Source organism: Mesorhizobium sp. WSM1293, from assembly GCF_000513875.1.
Classification (GTDB): Bacteria; Pseudomonadota; Alphaproteobacteria; order Rhizobiales; family Rhizobiaceae; genus Mesorhizobium; species Mesorhizobium ciceri.
On sequence record NZ_AZUV01000005.1, the window covers coordinates 157,811 to 173,260 of the forward strand.

Here is a 15,450-nt window from a genome sequence, read left to right on the forward strand (position 1 = left end):
GGTCTTGATGAGGAAGTTCGCGTATTTCTTGGCGATGCTGGGTGTTGCCTGCACCGTCGGTGTGCCGGCCGTGGCGGCGCAAACCAAGAGCGACAAGGCGGTCGCGGCACCGGCTGCCGCCGATGCGCCGCAGTTGCCCGGTGGCGCGTCGGCACTGTCCGAAACCCACGGCGACTGGACGGTCAATTGCCAGATATCAGGCGCGACCAAAACCTGCAGCCTGTCGCATCAGCAATTCAACAAGCAAAACAATCAGCGCCTGCTGGCGATCGAGCTGTCGAGCAAGACCGGCGAGGATGCCACGGGAACGCTTGCGCTGCCGTTCGGCCTGGCGCTGGCCAAGGGGGTGAGCCTGACCATCGACGATCAGAAGCTGGACGGCAGCCTGGCGTTCAACACCTGCCAGGTCGTCGGCTGTCTGGTGCCGGTGATGTTCGATGCGACTGTCACGCCGCTGCTGAAATCAGGCACCACGCTGAAGATCGACGCTTTCGCGGCAGACACCGGACAAGCGGTGAGCTTTTCCATTCCGCTCAACGGCTTCGCCGGCGCACTTGCCCGAACCGCGGAGCTTTTGACCAATTGATGTGAGCCGCAGGACTTAAAGCGCGCGCCGCCTGAACGCAGTCTCGCGGCAGGGCGGTGCGTCACTGCAGCAGAACATCTTTCAGTCAAACGACGATTGTTTTAAGCCGTTCGGCGATCAGGGCGGCAAGCCGAGCCGCCACTTCGTCCTTGCTCATCTCCGGCCATTCCTCGACACCGGCCTTTGACACGATCCGCACCCGGTTGCGATCGCCGCCCATCACGCCCGAAGAGCCGACGCCGCTTCCCTGCGACACGTCGTTGGCAACGATGAGATCGGCGCCTTTCTTCTTGAGCTTGGCCTCGGCGTTGCGCAGGAGATCCTGTGTCTCGGCGGCGAAGCCGATAACCAGGCCGGGTCGCTGGCTGTGATGGCCGACGCCGGCGAGAATGTCGGGATTCTCGACCATGCGCAGCACCGGCGGCCCTTCGCCCGCGACCTTCTTGATCTTCTCACCGGCCGAGTTCTCGGTGCGCCAGTCGGCCACGGCGGCGACGAACACCGCCGCATCTGCGGGCAAGAGCCGTTCCACCGCGTCGCGCATCTCCTGCGCACGCTCGACGTGAATGGTCTTCACTCCGGGGGGATCGGCGATGCCGACAGGGCCGGAGACGAGGCGCACATCGGCGCCGAGCCTGGCCAGTGCTGCCGCGATGGCATGGCCCTGCTTGCCGGACGAGCGGTTGGCGATGTAGCGCACCGGGTCGATCGGCTCATGGGTCGGGCCGGAGGTGACGATGATCTTGCGCCCCGACAGCGGCCTGGGGCCGACATCGAGCAGCGCCTCGACCGCGGCAACGATCTCCAGCGGCTCGGCCATGCGGCCTTCGCCCGTCTCATTGCTTTCGGCCATCTCGCCCCTTGCCGGACCGACGAAGGTGACGCCGTCCTTCTGCAGCGTCGCGCGGTTGCGGCGGGTGGCCGGATGCGCCCACATTCTGGGGTTCATGGCCGGCGCCATCAGCACCGGCTTGTCGGTGGCGACAAGCACGGTGGAGGCCAGATCGTTGGCGTGGCCGTTTGCGAGCTTCGCCATCAGGTCGGCGGTGGCGGGCGCCACCACCAGCAGATCGGCCTCGCGCGACAGCCTGATATGGCCGACATCGTGTTCGTCATTGCGGTCGAACAGCTCGGTGAAAACATGGTCGGCGGAGAGCGCGCCGACCGACAGCGTGGTGACGAATTCCTGCGCGGCCGATGTCATGACCACCCGAACCGCAGCCCCGCGCTCGCGCAGCCGGCGGATCAGATCCAGCGCTTTGTAGGCGGCGATGCCGCCGCCGATGATGAGCAGGATGCGCTTGCCGGAGAGGCTCATGCACCCTCCCAAGGATTGACTATGCTGATACCGCAATCGGAAAAGTCAGCAACATTTCTAGTCACCACCGCAAAGCCCCGCGAGCGAGCAACCGAGGCGATCTGTGCGTCAAATTCGCGTATAGGACGTGCCAGAAATCGTCTGTTCGAAGCAATCTCCGCGTATGCTTCGGCTTCGCGGTCACCGAACGCGAGCACTGGGGTCTTGAGCCATTTGGTGAAAAAGGCCCCGATGACACTACCCAGTGCAGCCTTACGCGTTCCGTCCGGCATGTTCGCAAGCCCAACGAGCAGCTCTGCCTTGGTCATCGCCGTGACATATGAGCGGGTCGCGAGCGAGCTATCCATCCAGGTAGCCACCCCTGCATCCGGCCGTGGTTTGAAGGTTTCCGAGATAACATTCGTATCCAGCACGAACATGGTTAGTCAAATTTCAGTGGCTCGCGCGGAGGGCCGCGCTCCGGCAACTCGACATCGAAACCGCCATGGGGCTCAACCAGCCTACGAATCGCGGCATAGAGTGACTCTCCCCGAGGGTCTTGGTCCACACCGTCCGAAAGAACACTCTTGGCAAGAACGCTACGCGCTTCCTCTTCCATGGAGACTCCCCTCACGGCAGCTCGCTCACGCAGTTTCTGCTTCACGTAGGTGTCGAGATTGCGGATGGTAAGTGTGCTCATGTTTTTGCTCCTTACCTCAACCTAGTCCATGAAAGCGTTGCTTTCAATGATAGCAATGCCGGCACTGCTGTCACCGAGACTCAGATCATCTTCCAGGCGATATAGACCAGCGTCAGCGCGATCACCCAGAGTGCCCAGCGGCCGGAGCGGCTGTAGCGCGCTTCGGCCTTGCCGATGGCGTGGGCAGTGGTCTCGTCGAAGCGCAGGCCATGCTCGGCCATCAGGTCGATCTCGCGCGACAGCCGGTCAGTGCGCGCCGCAAGCTCGGGCACCTGGCGGGCCAGCGTCAGCAGCGCCTTGGCGCCATCGCGCGCATCCATCATCATGCCACGCGGCCCAAGATTGCCTGATATCCAGTCGCCGACCACCGGCTCGGCAGTCTTCCACATGTTGAAGGCCGGGTCGAGCGTGCGCGCCACGCCCTCGACCACCACCATGGTCTTCTGCAGCAGGATCAGTTCGGGCCGCGTCGCCATGTCGAAGAGCTCGGTAACCTCGAACAGCAGCGTCAGAAGCTTGGCCATCGAGATGGTCTCGGCCGGCTGGCCATGGATCGGCTCGCCGATCGCCCGGATCGCCTGCGCGAAGGCCGCGACATTGTGCTGGCGCGGCACATAGCCGGCCTCGAAATGGACCTCAGCGACGCGCAGATAGTCGCGCGTGATGAAGCCGTAGAGGATTTCGGCGAGGAAGCGGCGCTCCTTCTTGCCGAGCCGGCCGGCAATGCCGAGATCGACGGCGACGATGGTGCCGTTCGCCTCGACGAACAAATTGCCCGGATGCATGTCGGCGTGGAAAAATCCGTCGCGCAGCGTGTGGCGCAGGAACGACTGGATCAGGTTGGTGGCGATGGTTTTCAGATCGTGGCCCGCCGCGACCAGTCCGGCAATGTCGTTCATCTTGACGCCGTCGACCCATTCCATGGTCAACACGTCGCGGCCGGTACGCTCCCAGTCGACGGACGGCACGCGAAAGCCGGGGTCGTGCCTGGTGCTTTCACCGAGCTCCGAGAGGGCCGCCGCCTCGAGGCGAAGATCCATCTCGATCTTGGTGGTCTGAGCCAGCGTCTGGGTGACCTCGACCGGCCGCAGCCGGCGGGACGAGGGGATGTATTTCTCCTGCAGGCGAGCGGCAAGGAAATAGCTTTCGAGATCCTGGAAGAAGCGGCGGCGCACGCCGGGCCGGATCACCTTGACCGCCACCTTGGTGGCAACGCCGTCATGCATGGCATCGGCGGCATGGACCTGGGCGATGGAGGCGGCGGCGACCGGATCGCCGAATTGCGCGTAGAGATCGCCGACTTTGCGCCCGAGCGAGGCTTCGATGGCCGCTATGGCTTCGGCCTTCGGAAAGGTGTGCATCTTGTCCTGCAACATGGCGAGATCGAGCGCCATGTCGTTGCCGACGACGTCGGGCCGCGTCGCCAGGAACTGGCCGAGCTTTACATAGGAGGGACCGAGCCGGACGACCGCTTTGGCCAGCCGGTCGCTGCGCTCATAGGCCAGCGCGCGGCGGCGCGTGAACAGCCGTGCCATCCGCCAGCCGAACTTCGGCAGGCCGGACAGTTCCTCACCCGGCAGAGCGGCGACGACACCCTCGCGGACCAGCACCCAGCCGGCCCTTACGAGCCGGAATCCTGCACTGACATTGCTCATGGCAGCGCCAACCCTGCCGGCTCTTTGAACCGGCATAGCACGCGTCGATTGTGAGAAATGCGGTCCGGCCTCAAAGCTTCCAGCCCGAATGAAGTGCTGCAATACCGCCGGAATAGTTGCGGAAGGAAACGCGGTCGAAGCCGGCGCGGGAAATCATCGTCGTGAAGTTCTGCTGGTTGGGAAACCTGGCGATCGATTCGACCAGATAGGAATAGGGCTCGCCGTCGCCGGTGACCATCTTGCCGATCTTTGGAATGGCGTTGAACGACCAGGCTTCATAGGCCTTGTCGAGCAGCGGCATCTCGACCTCGGAAAATTCCAGGCACAGGAAGCGCCCACCGGGCTTCAGCACGCGAAACGCTTCGCCCAAGGCCACCTCGATGCGCGGTACGTTGCGGATGCCGAAAGCGATGGTATAGGCATCGAATGTGGCATCAGGGAAGGGCAGTTCCTCGGCATTGGCCTCGACGAAATCGGTGTTGCCGGACAGGCCCTTCTTTTCGGCCCGGTCGCGGCCGACAGCCAGCATCGAGCCATTGATGTCGAGCACGGTGGCATGGGCATTGCCGTGGCTGGCATCGACGATGCGAAAGGCAATGTCGCCGGTGCCTCCGGCAACGTCGAGCACCTTCCAGCCCGCCCGTTTAGGCGGATTGAGCCAGGTGACCATGGCGTCCTTCCACAGCCGGTGCAGGCCGGCCGACATCAGATCGTTCATCAGGTCGTAGCGGTTGGCGACCTTGTGGAAAACATCGTTGACCAGGGACTGCTTGTCGCCAGCCCCTACACGCTTGAAACCATAGGAGGTTTCCATGCCGCCCGCGGCCGTGGTTCTCTCAACTGACATTTTTTTGATCCGTCATAAAACCGGCGGGACCATAGCCGATCGATGGTGCGGGCGCTATTGTTTAAGGCGCGGTGTTCAGCCGCGCTTCCAGGTGGCGGGTTTTCGAGACCTGGACGGACCGACGGGATGATTGAATGCCTTTGAAAGCGGAACTGCACTGCCACATCGAAGGGGCAGCGGCGCCCGAACTCGTCATCCGCCAGGCGCAGAAATACGGCAAGGACACCTCGCCCTATATCCAGAACGGCTCCTTCGTCTGGCACGATTTCACCTCCTTCCTGGCGGCTTATGATTTTTCCGCCGATCTGTTCCGGACCGAGGAGGACTATGCGCGGCTGGCCGACCACTATCTGACCAGCCTTGCCCGCGACGGCGCCATCTATTCCGAGGTGTTCACCTCGCCGGACCACGCTAAAAAAGCCGGCCTGTCGCCCAAGGCCTATACCGACGCGCTCGGCGAAGGCATGGCCCGCGCCAAGGCCAAGACCGGCATCGAGGGCCGCATGATCGTCACCGGCGTGCGCCATGTCGGCGTCGAGTCGATCGAGCAGGCGGCGCGCTTCGCGGCGCGCTGCGGGCATCCGCTGGTCACCGGTTTCGGCGTTGCCGGCGATGAGCGGGTCGGTGATATGGAGGACTATGTCAGGGCTTTCGAGATCGCTCGCGAAGCCGGGCTCGGCATCACCATCCATGCCGGCGAACTGACGGGCTGGGAGACCGTCCAGGCGGCGCTGGATCACATCCGCCCGTCCCGCATCGGCCATGGCGTGCGCGCCATCGAGAACCCGGACCTCGTCCGGCGCATCGCCGACGAGGGTGTCGTGCTGGAATGCTGCCCCGGTTCCAACATCGCGCTCAAGGTGTTCGACAGTTTCGCCGATCATCCGTTTCCGGCCCTGCAGGCGGCAGGCTGCAAGGTGACGCTCAATTCCGACGATCCGCCCTATTTCTGGACCTCGCTCAAGCGTGAATACGATATCGCTACCGAGCATTTCTCGATGAACGACAAGGCGCTGACCGCCGTCACCAGAACGGCCATCGAGGCCGCTTTCGTCGATAGAAAGACAAAGACGGCACTTCTTGCCCGGTTGAACAGCGCGGCACGCTGATTTCCGCCGACAAAGCTGTGGTCGGTGCGGGCCAAGCGGTTCCTTGGCCGGCGCATTGCCGCTAGGGTTCGCCCAGGCAGCTTGAAGCGCGGCGCGTCCGAAAGGGCGATGCGCGCATTTTCGGGCGCAGGCATCAGGAGAACACCATGCAGGGCGTCACCGTCGTCGACCACCCGCTTGTCCAGCACAAGCTGACCATCATGCGCAAGAAGGAAACCTCGACGGCGGGCTTCCGCCGGCTGCTGCGCGAAATCTCGCTGCTGCTCGGCTACGAGGTCACCCGCAATCTCGAACTGACGACGACGACCATCGAAACGCCGATGGAAACGATGGAAGCGCCGACGCTCGAGGGCAAGAAACTGGTCTTTGCCTCGGTGCTGCGCGCCGGCAACGGCTTGCTGGAAGGCCTGCTCGACCTGGTGCCGGCGGCGCGCGTCGCCCATGTCGGTCTCTACCGCGATCACGAAACGCTGGAAGCGGTCGAATATTTCTTCAAGGCGCCGAGCGACCTCGCCGACCGGCTGGTGATCGTCGTCGATCCGATGCTGGCCACCGCCAATTCGGCGATCGCGGCGATCGACAAGCTGAAAGAGCGCGGCGCCACCAACATCCGTTTCCTTTGCCTGCTGGCGGCGCCCGAAGGCATCGAGCGCTTCATCAAGGCGCATCCGGACGTTCCCGTCTTCACCGCTTCGATCGACCGCCAGCTCAACGAGAAGGGCTACATCATGCCCGGCCTCGGCGACGCCGGCGACCGCATGTATGGGACCAAGTAATATCAGACCAAGTCGCCTGGTACGATTTACCAAATATTTACGCAAAGGCGCGGTTTTGGCGCGCGTTAAAGCGGCAAACACCATCCGGGCTTAACGATCGGCTGTCACTCCAGCGCCGCGCGTCCGTTTCGGACGCGCAAAGGACGCTGTAGCACTTTGATTTTGTGCATGAGCCTTTCCGAAAATCGTTCCCGATTTTCGGGGTCATGCGGCGAGGCCGATCCATGCTGCGCAAACTTCTGATCCTCGCCGTTTTCGCCGGTACATCGGCATCGATACCGATTGTGTATCAGTCGAATCCGCAACTCGTCGAAAACCTGCTGAGGTCGGCGGTGCCGGGCAAACAAGCGGTCGAAGCCCAGCCGAACGTCAATCTGGCATCGGTGCCCAACAAGCCCGCGGCACCGCTGCCGATGGGCCGCAAGGTCCTCGTCGCGGCAGACGAACGCGGGCATTTCTCGTCACCCTTCAAGCTCAACGGACGTCAGGTCGACGGCATGATCGACACCGGCGCTACATTGGTCGCCATCAACATTTCGACGGCACGCAGGATCGGCCTGTCGCTGAACGCTTCCGACTTCAACCGCGAGGTCAACACCGCCAACGGCACCATCAAGGCGGCCGTGGCCATGATCGACCGCCTGCAGATCGGCAGCATCACCGTCAATGACGTCCAGACCATCGTGCTCGACGACAGGGCGCTGCGCACCAATCTGATCGGCATGAGCTTCCTCAACCGGCTCGACAAATACCAGGTCGAGAACGGCACGCTGCTGCTCGTCCAGTAAGGCTATTCGTTTTCCCAAATTCCCAAGGGAAAGCGCTATGCGCTTTTTCCCGGGGAGAACCGTTTCACACTTTTCCTGGAATTGCTCTAGCCGCGCGGCAGAATCCGCCGGATGACCGACTTGTCGGCGGGCGGCTTCGAGGCGCCGACCATATAGGCCGAAAGCACGGTTGCCGCGGCGGCCTCGGCATCGGCCGATGAGCGGGCATGGATCAGCGCCAGCGGCTCGCCGATCCCAACCTCCGCACCGACTGGCAATAGTCTGGTGATGCCGACCGCAGGGTCGATCTGGCCGTCCGGCCGCGTGCGACCACCTCCCAGGCCGACCACAGCGAGCCCGATATCGCGGGTGGCGATGCCGGTGACGAAGCCATTTGCGGTCGCCTTGACGGCAAGTTCGATCGCCGCCGCAGGCAGATATTTTTCCGGTTTCTCGACGAAATCGGCGGGGCCGCCAAGCGCGGCCACCATGCGTGCGAAAGTGGCGGCGGCGCGGCCGCTGGCGAGCGTCTCGGTGGCGCGCCGCATGCCATCCTGGTTGGACGACACCAGCCCGGCCGACTGCAGCATTTCGGCGGCCAGCGCCAGCGTCACATCTTCGAGCCGACGGTCACGATACCGGCCGGTGAGGAAATCGACGGCGTTGCGCACCTCGACTGCGTTGCCGGCGGCCGACGCCAGCGGCTCGTTCATGCCGGTGATCAACGCCGAGGCCTTCAGTCCGGCGCCGTTGGCGATCTCAACCAGGCTGTTGGCGAGTGCGGTGGCGTCGCGCGATTTTTCCATGAAGGCGCCGTTGCCGACCTTGACGTCGAGCACCAGCGATTGCAGCCCGGCCGCCAGCTTCTTCGACAGGATCGAAGCGGTGATCAGCGGCACCGATTCGACCGTGCCGGAGACGTCGCGGATCGCATAGAGTCGTCGATCGGCGGGCGCGAGGTCGGCGGTCTGGCCGATGATGGCACAGCCTGTTTCGAGCACCGCCTTGCGAAACAGCGCGACATCAGGCTGGCTGATGTAGCCCGGGATGGCATCCATCTTGTCCAGCGTACCGCCGGTGTGGCCAAGGCCACGGCCCGAGATCATCGGCACATAGGCGCCGCAGGCGGCGACGATCGGCGCCAGCATCAGCGAGACATTGTCACCGACGCCGCCGGTCGAATGCTTGTCGGTGACCGGGCCTGGCAGGTCCGACCAGTCGAGCACATCGCCGGAATCGCGCATCGCCAGCGTCAGCGCCACGGCCTCGTCGCGGTTCATGCCGTTGAAGAACACCGCCATGGCGAAGGCGCCGGCCTGGCCGTCGGTAACGGCGCCTGACGTCACGCCCGCGACGAAGCCGGCGATCTCCTCCTCCGACAGCCTGAGGCCATCGCGCTTGCGGCGGATGATTTCCTGGGGAAGCATCAGATCTCCAGCAGTCCGTCGCGGAACACGCGCTGCAGGATCGTCGCCAGCCGCGCGCCGCCGACCGGCGCCATGTCCTTGGTCTCCTGGTGCGAAAGCTCGGCCCCGGTCATGCCGGCCGCCAGATTGGTGATGACCGAACAGGCGGCGACGCGCAGTCCGAGGAAGCGGGCGAGAATGACCTCCGGTACGGTCGACATGCCGACCGCATTGGCGCCCATGATGCGCGCCATGCGGATTTCGGCCGGCGTTTCGAAGCATGGGCCGGAGAACCACATATAGACGCCCTTGTGCAGGGTGGTGCCGGTCGCTTTTGCCGCCCGCTCGATGGCCTGGCGGATGCCGGCATCATAGGCTTCGGTCAGGCCGACGAAACGCCGGTCGCTTGGTTCGCCGATCAGCGGGTTGGTGCCCGAGAAATTGATGTGGTCCGATATCAGCATCACCGAGCCCGGCGGCATGTCCGGATCGACCGAGCCGGCGGCATTGGTGAGGATCAGTTTCGTGATGCCGATGCCGGCAAGCACTTCCAGCACCGGCCGCATCGCCGCGGCGTTGCCGTGCTCATAGTAATGGGCACGGCCCGACAGCAGCAGCACCGGCACGCCGGCAAACAGCCCTGCCACCACTTCGCCGGCGTGCCCGGTGACACCGCTTCTGGGAAAGCCGGGCAGGTCGGCATAGGAGATGCGGATAGGGTCCTCGATCTGGTCGACCAGACCGCCGAGGCCCGAGCCGAGCACCAGTGCCGTGGCCGGCGCCAGGCCGTCCAGCCTTTCGACGAGATGATCCAGGGCTTTTTCCGTCATCGTTGCCAGCTGTTCATTTGAGCCTGTTGCTCATTTCAAAATATCGCCGCGGAAGCCGTAAGGCAGCATGTCGCCCATGGTCACGGTTTCGGCCACACCCGCATTGTCGCAGAGATAGAGCTTTGTTTCCGGCCGGCAGAATTCGGCAAGCCGCTGGCGGCAGCCGCCGCAAGGCGAGCATTTGGCCATGCGTTCGGCAAGCACGGCGATTTCCACGATCTTGCCGCCGCCGCCCATAATGTAGTGGCCGAGCGCCGTGGTCTCGGCGCACCAGCCTTCCGGATAGGAGGCGACTTCGATGTTGGCGCCGGTAAAGACGCGACCGTCCTCGGTGCGCAAGGCAGCGCCGACCGGAAACTTAGAATAGGGCGCGTAGGCCTTGGCCATGGCGGCCTTGGCGGCCTCGAACAGATCATGCGACATTCAGCGTTCTCTCCGATGATCGTGTTCAAAACCCGGCGCAAAGCCGACCCGTCGCTCAACGTTCCTTGACGTAAGGCACGCCGCCGGCGCGTGGCGGGATTGCCTTGCCGATGAAGCCGGCGAGCAGGATGACGGTGAGGATGTAGGGCAACGCCTGCATGAACTGCGCCGGCACCTTGCCGATGATGGGCAGCGGGGATCCCTGCAGGCGGATCGACGCAGCGTCCAGGAAGCCAAACAGCAGGCAGGCGAACATGGCGTTGACCGGCTTCCACTTGGCGAAGATCAAGGCTGCCAGCGCGATATAGCCCTTGCCGGCAGTCATGTCCTTCACGAAGCCGCCATTTTGCACCATCGACAGGTAGGCGCCGGCAATGCCGGTGAGGATGCCGGTGCAGATCAGCGCCCGGTAGCGCAGCCAGGCGACCGAGATGCCGGCGGTGTCGACGGCGGCCGGGTTCTCGCCGACGGCGCGAAGGCGCAGGCCGAAGCGGGTGCGAAACAGCACCCACCAGGTGAACGGCACCATCAGGAAGGCAAGATAGACCAGGATCGAGTGGCCCGACAGGAGTTCGGCATAGATCGGTCCGATGATCGGCACGTCGCGGATGGCCTCGGCGCCCGGCAAGGTGATGGCCTCGAAGCGCTCGCCCGGTTGCAGCGCCGGCGTGCGCCCGCCCTGCTGGAACCAGGCCTGGCCGAGGATGATGGTTGAGCCGGCGGCGATGAAATTGATCGCCACGCCGGAGACGATCTGGTTGCCGCGATGAGTGATCGAGGCAAAGCCGTGGATCATGGCGAAGGCGACCGAGATCACGACCGCCATGCCGAGGCCGAGAAAGGCCGAATGGAACACGGAAGCTGCGGCCGCACCGGCGAAGGCGCCGACAAGCATCTTGCCTTCGAGGCCGATGTCGAAGATGCCGGCGCGTTCCGAATAGAGCCCGGCGAGGCAAGCAAGCAGCAGCGGCACCGAGAGGCGGATGGTGGAGTCCAGTGTCTGGATGATCGCGTTGAACACATCCATCTCAGGCACCTTTCCCCTTGACCGCTTCCATGCCGACCGATCGCGGACTGAACGAGGCAAACAGCGCCTGGATGTAGGGCCGGAACATGTGCTCGAGGGCACCGGCAAACAGGATCACCAGGCCTTGAATGATGACGATCATGTCGCGGCTGATTGCCGGCATCTCGAAGGCGAGTTCGGCGCCGCCCTGGTAGAGCATGCCGAACAGGACCGCCGCCAATACGATGCCGACAGGGTGCAGGCGGCCCATCAGCGCCACGGCGATGCCGACGAAGCCGGCGCCGGAAACGAAGTCGATGGCGACATTGTGCTGATCGCCCATCACCGGATTGAGCGCCATCATGCCGGCCAGCGCGCCCGAGATCATCATGGCGGTGATGATGATGCGGGTTTCGGAAATGCCGGCATAGCGTGCCGCCTTCGGGCTGTGACCGTAGGTGCGCATCTCGTAGCCGAGCTTGGTGCGCCAGATCAGCAGCCAGACCAGGAAGGCCATGACCAGCGCCAGCAGGAAGGTGACGTTGAGCGGCGCCGAACGGATCTTGGCGCCGAACAGCTCGATGATCCAGTTGAGTTTGGGCAATTCCGCGCCGGCGAGGAAGTTGCGCGTCTGCGGCGCTTGCGAGGCGGCTGGCTTCAACGGGCCGACCAGCAGGTAAACCATGATCGAGGCGGCGATGAAGTTGAACATGATGGTGGTGATGACGATGTGCGAGCCACGCTTGGCCTGCAGATAGGCCGGGATAAGCGCCCACAATGCGCCCACCGCCGCCGCAGCAATGATCGCCAGCGGGAAGGTCAGCCACCATGGCAGTGTACTGTCGAAGCTCAGGCAGACGATGGCGATGCCAAGGCCGGCGATGTAGGCCTGCCCCTCGGTGCCGATGTTGAACAGGCCGCAATGCGCGGCCACCGCCACCGAAAGCCCGGTGAAGATGAAGGTGGTGGCATAAAACAGGGTGAAGGCGATGCCTGTGCCTTTGCCGAAGGCGCCTTCGACCAGGATGACGGCGGCGCGCAACGGATTCTCGCCGACCAGAAGCACGACGAAGCCGGCGACGAGGAAGGCGACGAACAGGTTGATCAGCGGGATCAGGCCATAATCGGCCCAGGCCGGGAGTTTGGCGTAAGGCGTGCTCAAAGTGCTGCCTCCTGGTGCTCGACGCCGGCCATCAGCAGGCCGAGCTCGCCTTCGGTCGCTTCGGAGCCGCGCTCGCCGACGATGCGGCCGGCAAACATCACCAGGATACGGTCGGACAGCGAACGGATCTCGTCCAGCTCGACCGACACCACCAGCACCGCCTTGCCCTGGTCGCGCATGGCGATCAGGCGCTTGTGGATGAACTCGATGGCGCCGACATCGACGCCGCGTGTCGGCTGGCCGACGATCAGCACGCCCGGGTCCTGTTCCATCTCCCGTGCCAGCACGATCTTCTGCTGGTTGCCGCCGGAGAAATTGGCGGTCTTCAGCCGGCAGTCGGCCGGGCGGATGTCGTATTTGGCGATCTTGTCCCTGGCATCGTTGCGGATGGCATCGATGTTGAGGAACGGCCCCTTCAAATAGCGGGGATCATCGTGATAGCCGAGGATCGAATTCTCGTTCTCCTCGAAGGCCAGCACCAGCCCGACGTGATGGCGGTCCTCCGGCACATGCGCCAGGCCACGGTCGCGCAACTCTCCGGGGTCGGCGGCACCGGTCAGGTCGATCGGCTTGCCATCCAGCATGACCGAGCCGGAAACGGCACGCCTGATGCCGGAAATCGCCTCGAGCAGTTCGGATTGTCCGTTGCCGGCGACACCGGCGATGCCGACGATCTCGCCGGCCCTGATATCGAAGGAGATGTCGTCGACCATGGTGACGCCGCGCGTATCCCTGACCGTCAGGTTCTTGACTGCGAGCTTGACGGCGCCGGCCTCTGCCTCGCCCTTCTCGACCCGCAAGAGCACGCGCCGGCCGACCATCAGCTCGGCCAGTTCCTCGACAGTCGTCTTCCTGGTCTCGCGCGTCGCCACCATCGTGCCCTGGCGCATGACCGACACCGTGTCGGTGATGGCCATGATCTCGCGCAGTTTGTGGGTGATCAGCACCACCGTCTTGCCCTGGTCCTTCAACTGCCGAAGGATGCGGAACAGATGGTCGGCCTCGGCCGGCGTCAAAACGCCCGTCGGTTCGTCGAGGATCAGGATCTCGGCGCCGCGATAGAGCGCCTTCAGGATCTCGACACGCTGCTGCAGGCCGACCGGCAGTTCCTCGATGATTGCATCGGGATCGACTTCCAGCCCGTATTCACGCTCCAGCCGCTCCAGTTCGGAGCGCGCCTTGGCGATGCTCTTCTTCAAGAGCGCATCGCTTTCGGCGCCGAGGATGACGTTCTCCAGCACCGTGAAATTGTCGACCAGCATGAAGTGCTGGTGCACCATGCCGATGCCGAGCGCGATGGCGTCATTGGGGGTCTTGATCGAAGCCGGCTGGCCGCCAACGCGGATCTCGCCGCTGTCGGCCTGGTAGAAGCCGTAGAGGATCGACATCAGCGTCGACTTGCCAGCGCCGTTCTCGCCGACAATGCCGTGGATCGTGCCGCGACCGATCTCAAGATTGATGTCCCGGTTGGCGCGCACCGCACCAAAACTCTTGTTGATGCCGATCAACTCGATTGCGGCTTGCGCCATGCAGCCTGTCCCACTCTTATTTTTTTATCGCTTGGTCAAAACGCCTAGCATGACGCTCCGCCCGTGCCAATTGGCGGATCAGGTTCACTCTCGACAAATCCCGGTGCGCTTGTCAATTTGCAACGTGGCCGGGGCCTTCACATTCGCTAGTATGACGGAGCCGAAATTCGCATTGCGGCGCAAGACATCGCGGTGAAGACTGGGGAATTCACATGACCATGCCCGCCAACCGGCTGACGACGCTGGAAATCCGCGCCGCCGAGCAGGAGAAGACCATCGAGGAACTGTCCGGCCAGATCGCCGAGCAGTGGAAAGTGATCGAGCGCATGCAGCGCAAGCTCGACGCGCTGACGGATCGTTTCCTGGCGCTGGAGGAGCAGACGGGAGATGAAGTGCCTGTAACCAAGCCGCCGCACTGGTGAGGAAAAAGGGAAGGGCGCACGCCATGGCCAGTGAAAGCGATCGCATTGCACGGGCCAGCGACTATGTGCGTGGCCTGATGAACGATGCGGAGCGCGAACGGGCCGAACGTGATCTGGAGATCGACCCGGCCTTCCGCGACGAGGTCGTGCGACTTGCCGAGCGCATGCACGTCTTCGACCGTGCCGAACCGGGGGATGGCGAAGAGCGCTGGAAGCAGATCACGCAGCGCATTGGCGACCTGCCGCAGATGCGTAGTTCTGGCCTGAGCGACGCCAGGCCGCCAACCGTGATCCGAAGCCTGTCGCAGCGGCCATACGGCGTGGGCGTCCACGCGCTGGGCGGCCGGCGTGGATTTGTGGTTGCCGCCGGACTGATGGTGGCGTTCGTGCTCGGTTGTCTCGTCGCGAAGCTGCTATAGGCGAGGCCGGCGAGACATCAGAGCCATCGTCTCGCCGTCCGAACGGCATATCTCAACGATGTTCCAGCCGAGGGCCGCGTAGAAACCACGCGCATCCCATGTGTAGAGATAGAGCATCTCGACGCCCCGTGACGCCGCATGGGCTTCCGTTGCCTTGACCAGCGCGGTGGCGATGCCTCGGCGTCGATACTTTGCATCGACAACCAACCCGGCCAGCCATGGCGTCAGATCATGCGCGGGCTCCAGTTCGTGGCGGACCAGCAGGCATGTCCCGACCGGGGTGTCGCCGATCCGGGCCACGAATGCCGCCTCGAAACCGTCACCGGCGATCAAGTCGCGAAGCCCTGCCGCATCTTCCCCGAGAGTCCTTCCGGTTCCCTCGAAAAAGGCAGACAGGCGCAGTTGCGCGACCGCTGCTACGTCGTGCTCGCCCATGGGTCCGATCGTCGGCTGCATCTGTATCTCGAAACGGTGTCCGGCACGGAGCGAAGGTTTCGCTCGATCCGGTAAAGGCAA

Annotated in this window: 18 protein-coding genes; 6 read left to right on the top strand and 12 right to left on the bottom strand. The window is 63.8% G+C overall.

Annotated elements, in window-relative coordinates; all coding sequences use genetic code 11:
• Window positions 1-7 precede the first annotated feature (7 nt).
• Complete coding sequence (locus M729_RS0108670) at window positions 8-586, top strand: invasion associated locus B family protein (protein WP_027161348.1); 579 nt, start codon at window positions 8-10, stop codon at window positions 584-586.
• Window positions 587-671: 85 nt separating this feature from the next.
• Here M729_RS0108670 and coaBC read toward each other — a convergent pair whose 3' ends face one another.
• From coaBC to ubiE, 5 genes are all read right to left on the bottom strand, one after another.
• Window positions 672-1,904: a bifunctional phosphopantothenoylcysteine decarboxylase/phosphopantothenate--cysteine ligase CoaBC gene (coaBC, locus tag M729_RS0108675; RefSeq protein ID WP_024502802.1), complete on the bottom strand. Its 1,233-nt coding sequence runs from the start codon at window positions 1,902-1,904 to the stop codon at window positions 672-674.
• On the bottom strand, window positions 1,901-2,323 hold the full coding sequence (locus M729_RS0108680; RefSeq protein WP_027161349.1) for a type II toxin-antitoxin system VapC family toxin: 423 nt from the start codon (window positions 2,321-2,323) through the stop codon (window positions 1,901-1,903). Before M729_RS0108680 ends, coaBC begins: the two co-directional genes overlap by 4 nt.
• A 2-nt stretch (window positions 2,324-2,325) precedes the next feature.
• Window positions 2,326-2,583 (bottom strand): hypothetical protein, encoded by a 258-nt coding sequence (locus tag M729_RS0108685; RefSeq protein WP_027161350.1) that lies wholly within the window; start codon window positions 2,581-2,583, stop codon window positions 2,326-2,328.
• Between the two features lie 80 nt (window positions 2,584-2,663).
• Complete coding sequence (gene ubiB / locus M729_RS0108690) at window positions 2,664-4,238, bottom strand: 2-polyprenylphenol 6-hydroxylase (protein WP_024502800.1); 1,575 nt, start codon at window positions 4,236-4,238, stop codon at window positions 2,664-2,666.
• Between the two features lie 70 nt (window positions 4,239-4,308).
• A complete protein-coding gene (ubiE, locus tag M729_RS0108695; RefSeq protein WP_024502799.1) occupies window positions 4,309-5,085 on the bottom strand; it encodes a bifunctional demethylmenaquinone methyltransferase/2-methoxy-6-polyprenyl-1,4-benzoquinol methylase UbiE in 777 nt (258 codons plus the stop codon).
• Between the two features lie 134 nt (window positions 5,086-5,219).
• Here ubiE and M729_RS0108700 point away from each other — a divergent pair, with 134 nt between their 5' ends.
• The 3 genes from M729_RS0108700 to M729_RS0108710 all read left to right on the top strand — a co-directional run bounded on the left by M729_RS0108700 (window position 5,220) and on the right by M729_RS0108710 (window position 7,758).
• Window positions 5,220-6,194, top strand: coding sequence for an adenosine deaminase (locus M729_RS0108700; protein ID WP_027161351.1), 975 nt, complete (start codon window positions 5,220-5,222; stop codon window positions 6,192-6,194).
• Between the two features lie 146 nt (window positions 6,195-6,340).
• Window positions 6,341-6,970 (top strand): uracil phosphoribosyltransferase, encoded by a 630-nt coding sequence (gene upp / locus M729_RS0108705; protein WP_013529626.1) that lies wholly within the window; start codon window positions 6,341-6,343, stop codon window positions 6,968-6,970.
• Window positions 6,971-7,194: 224 nt separating this feature from the next.
• Window positions 7,195-7,758 (top strand): TIGR02281 family clan AA aspartic protease, encoded by a 564-nt coding sequence (locus M729_RS0108710; protein WP_024502797.1) that lies wholly within the window; start codon window positions 7,195-7,197, stop codon window positions 7,756-7,758.
• 86 nt (window positions 7,759-7,844) lie between these two features.
• Here M729_RS0108710 and deoA read toward each other — a convergent pair whose 3' ends face one another.
• Genes deoA through M729_RS0108740 form a run of 6 tightly spaced genes read right to left on the bottom strand, consistent with a single transcriptional unit; the run spans window position 7,845 to window position 14,093 of the window.
• Entirely contained in the window at window positions 7,845-9,164 is a 1,320-nt protein-coding gene (deoA, locus tag M729_RS0108715) for a thymidine phosphorylase (RefSeq protein WP_027161352.1), read from the bottom strand.
• Window positions 9,164-9,973: a purine-nucleoside phosphorylase gene (locus tag M729_RS0108720; RefSeq protein ID WP_024502795.1), complete on the bottom strand. Its 810-nt coding sequence runs from the start codon at window positions 9,971-9,973 to the stop codon at window positions 9,164-9,166. The genes deoA and M729_RS0108720 overlap by 1 nt, the downstream gene beginning before the upstream one ends.
• Window positions 9,974-10,003: 30 nt before the next feature.
• Window positions 10,004-10,396 carry a cytidine deaminase gene (gene cdd, locus M729_RS0108725; protein ID WP_013529630.1) on the bottom strand — a complete coding sequence of 131 codons (393 nt, stop codon included), beginning with the start codon at window positions 10,394-10,396 and terminating at the stop codon, window positions 10,004-10,006.
• A 55-nt stretch (window positions 10,397-10,451) separates the two neighbouring features.
• Complete coding sequence (locus tag M729_RS0108730) at window positions 10,452-11,423, bottom strand: ABC transporter permease (RefSeq protein ID WP_013529631.1); 972 nt, start codon at window positions 11,421-11,423, stop codon at window positions 10,452-10,454.
• Between the two features lies 1 nt (window position 11,424).
• Window positions 11,425-12,564, bottom strand: a complete 1,140-nt coding sequence (locus M729_RS0108735) for an ABC transporter permease (RefSeq protein WP_027161353.1) — start codon at window positions 12,562-12,564, stop codon at window positions 11,425-11,427.
• On the bottom strand, window positions 12,561-14,093 hold the full coding sequence (locus tag M729_RS0108740; RefSeq protein ID WP_027161354.1) for an ABC transporter ATP-binding protein: 1,533 nt from the start codon (window positions 14,091-14,093) through the stop codon (window positions 12,561-12,563). The genes M729_RS0108735 and M729_RS0108740 overlap by 4 nt, the downstream gene beginning before the upstream one ends.
• Before the next feature lie 212 nt (window positions 14,094-14,305).
• Between M729_RS0108740 and M729_RS0108745 the strand changes: the two genes are divergently transcribed.
• Both M729_RS0108745 and M729_RS0108750 read left to right on the top strand, forming a co-directional pair.
• Window positions 14,306-14,515 (top strand): SlyX family protein, encoded by a 210-nt coding sequence (locus M729_RS0108745; RefSeq protein ID WP_027161355.1) that lies wholly within the window; start codon window positions 14,306-14,308, stop codon window positions 14,513-14,515.
• 23 nt (window positions 14,516-14,538) lie between these two features.
• Entirely contained in the window at window positions 14,539-14,934 is a 396-nt protein-coding gene (locus M729_RS0108750; RefSeq protein ID WP_027161356.1) for a hypothetical protein, read from the top strand.
• On the opposite strand, the gene M729_RS0108755 is transcribed toward M729_RS0108750, so the two are convergent.
• Window positions 14,929-15,390: a GNAT family N-acetyltransferase gene (locus M729_RS0108755; RefSeq protein WP_027161357.1), complete on the bottom strand. Its 462-nt coding sequence runs from the start codon at window positions 15,388-15,390 to the stop codon at window positions 14,929-14,931. The genes M729_RS0108750 and M729_RS0108755 overlap by 6 nt on opposite strands.
• Window positions 15,391-15,450: the final 60 nt, after the last annotated feature.

Coding starts and splice junctions, on each gene's coding strand:
- M729_RS0108670 (WP_027161348.1), top strand. CDS start 8: ATGAGGAAGTTCGCGTATTTCTTGGCGATGCTGGGTGTTGCCTGCACC.
- coaBC (WP_024502802.1), bottom strand. CDS start 1,904: ATGAGCCTCTCCGGCAAGCGCATCCTGCTCATCATCGGCGGCGGCATC.
- M729_RS0108680 (WP_027161349.1), bottom strand. CDS start 2,323: ATGTTCGTGCTGGATACGAATGTTATCTCGGAAACCTTCAAACCACGG.
- M729_RS0108685 (WP_027161350.1), bottom strand. CDS start 2,583: ATGAGCACACTTACCATCCGCAATCTCGACACCTACGTGAAGCAGAAA.
- ubiB (WP_024502800.1), bottom strand. CDS start 4,238: ATGAGCAATGTCAGTGCAGGATTCCGGCTCGTAAGGGCCGGCTGGGTG.
- ubiE (WP_024502799.1), bottom strand. CDS start 5,085: ATGTCAGTTGAGAGAACCACGGCCGCGGGCGGCATGGAAACCTCCTAT.
- M729_RS0108700 (WP_027161351.1), top strand. CDS start 5,220: ATGCCTTTGAAAGCGGAACTGCACTGCCACATCGAAGGGGCAGCGGCG.
- upp (WP_013529626.1), top strand. CDS start 6,341: ATGCAGGGCGTCACCGTCGTCGACCACCCGCTTGTCCAGCACAAGCTG.
- M729_RS0108710 (WP_024502797.1), top strand. CDS start 7,195: ATGCTGCGCAAACTTCTGATCCTCGCCGTTTTCGCCGGTACATCGGCA.
- deoA (WP_027161352.1), bottom strand. CDS start 9,164: ATGCTTCCCCAGGAAATCATCCGCCGCAAGCGCGATGGCCTCAGGCTG.
- M729_RS0108720 (WP_024502795.1), bottom strand. CDS start 9,973: ATGACGGAAAAAGCCCTGGATCATCTCGTCGAAAGGCTGGACGGCCTG.
- cdd (WP_013529630.1), bottom strand. CDS start 10,396: ATGTCGCATGATCTGTTCGAGGCCGCCAAGGCCGCCATGGCCAAGGCC.
- M729_RS0108730 (WP_013529631.1), bottom strand. CDS start 11,423: ATGGATGTGTTCAACGCGATCATCCAGACACTGGACTCCACCATCCGC.
- M729_RS0108740 (WP_027161354.1), bottom strand. CDS start 14,093: ATGGCGCAAGCCGCAATCGAGTTGATCGGCATCAACAAGAGTTTTGGT.
- M729_RS0108745 (WP_027161355.1), top strand. CDS start 14,306: ATGACCATGCCCGCCAACCGGCTGACGACGCTGGAAATCCGCGCCGCC.
- M729_RS0108750 (WP_027161356.1), top strand. CDS start 14,539: ATGGCCAGTGAAAGCGATCGCATTGCACGGGCCAGCGACTATGTGCGT.
- M729_RS0108755 (WP_027161357.1), bottom strand. CDS start 15,390: ATGCAGCCGACGATCGGACCCATGGGCGAGCACGACGTAGCAGCGGTC.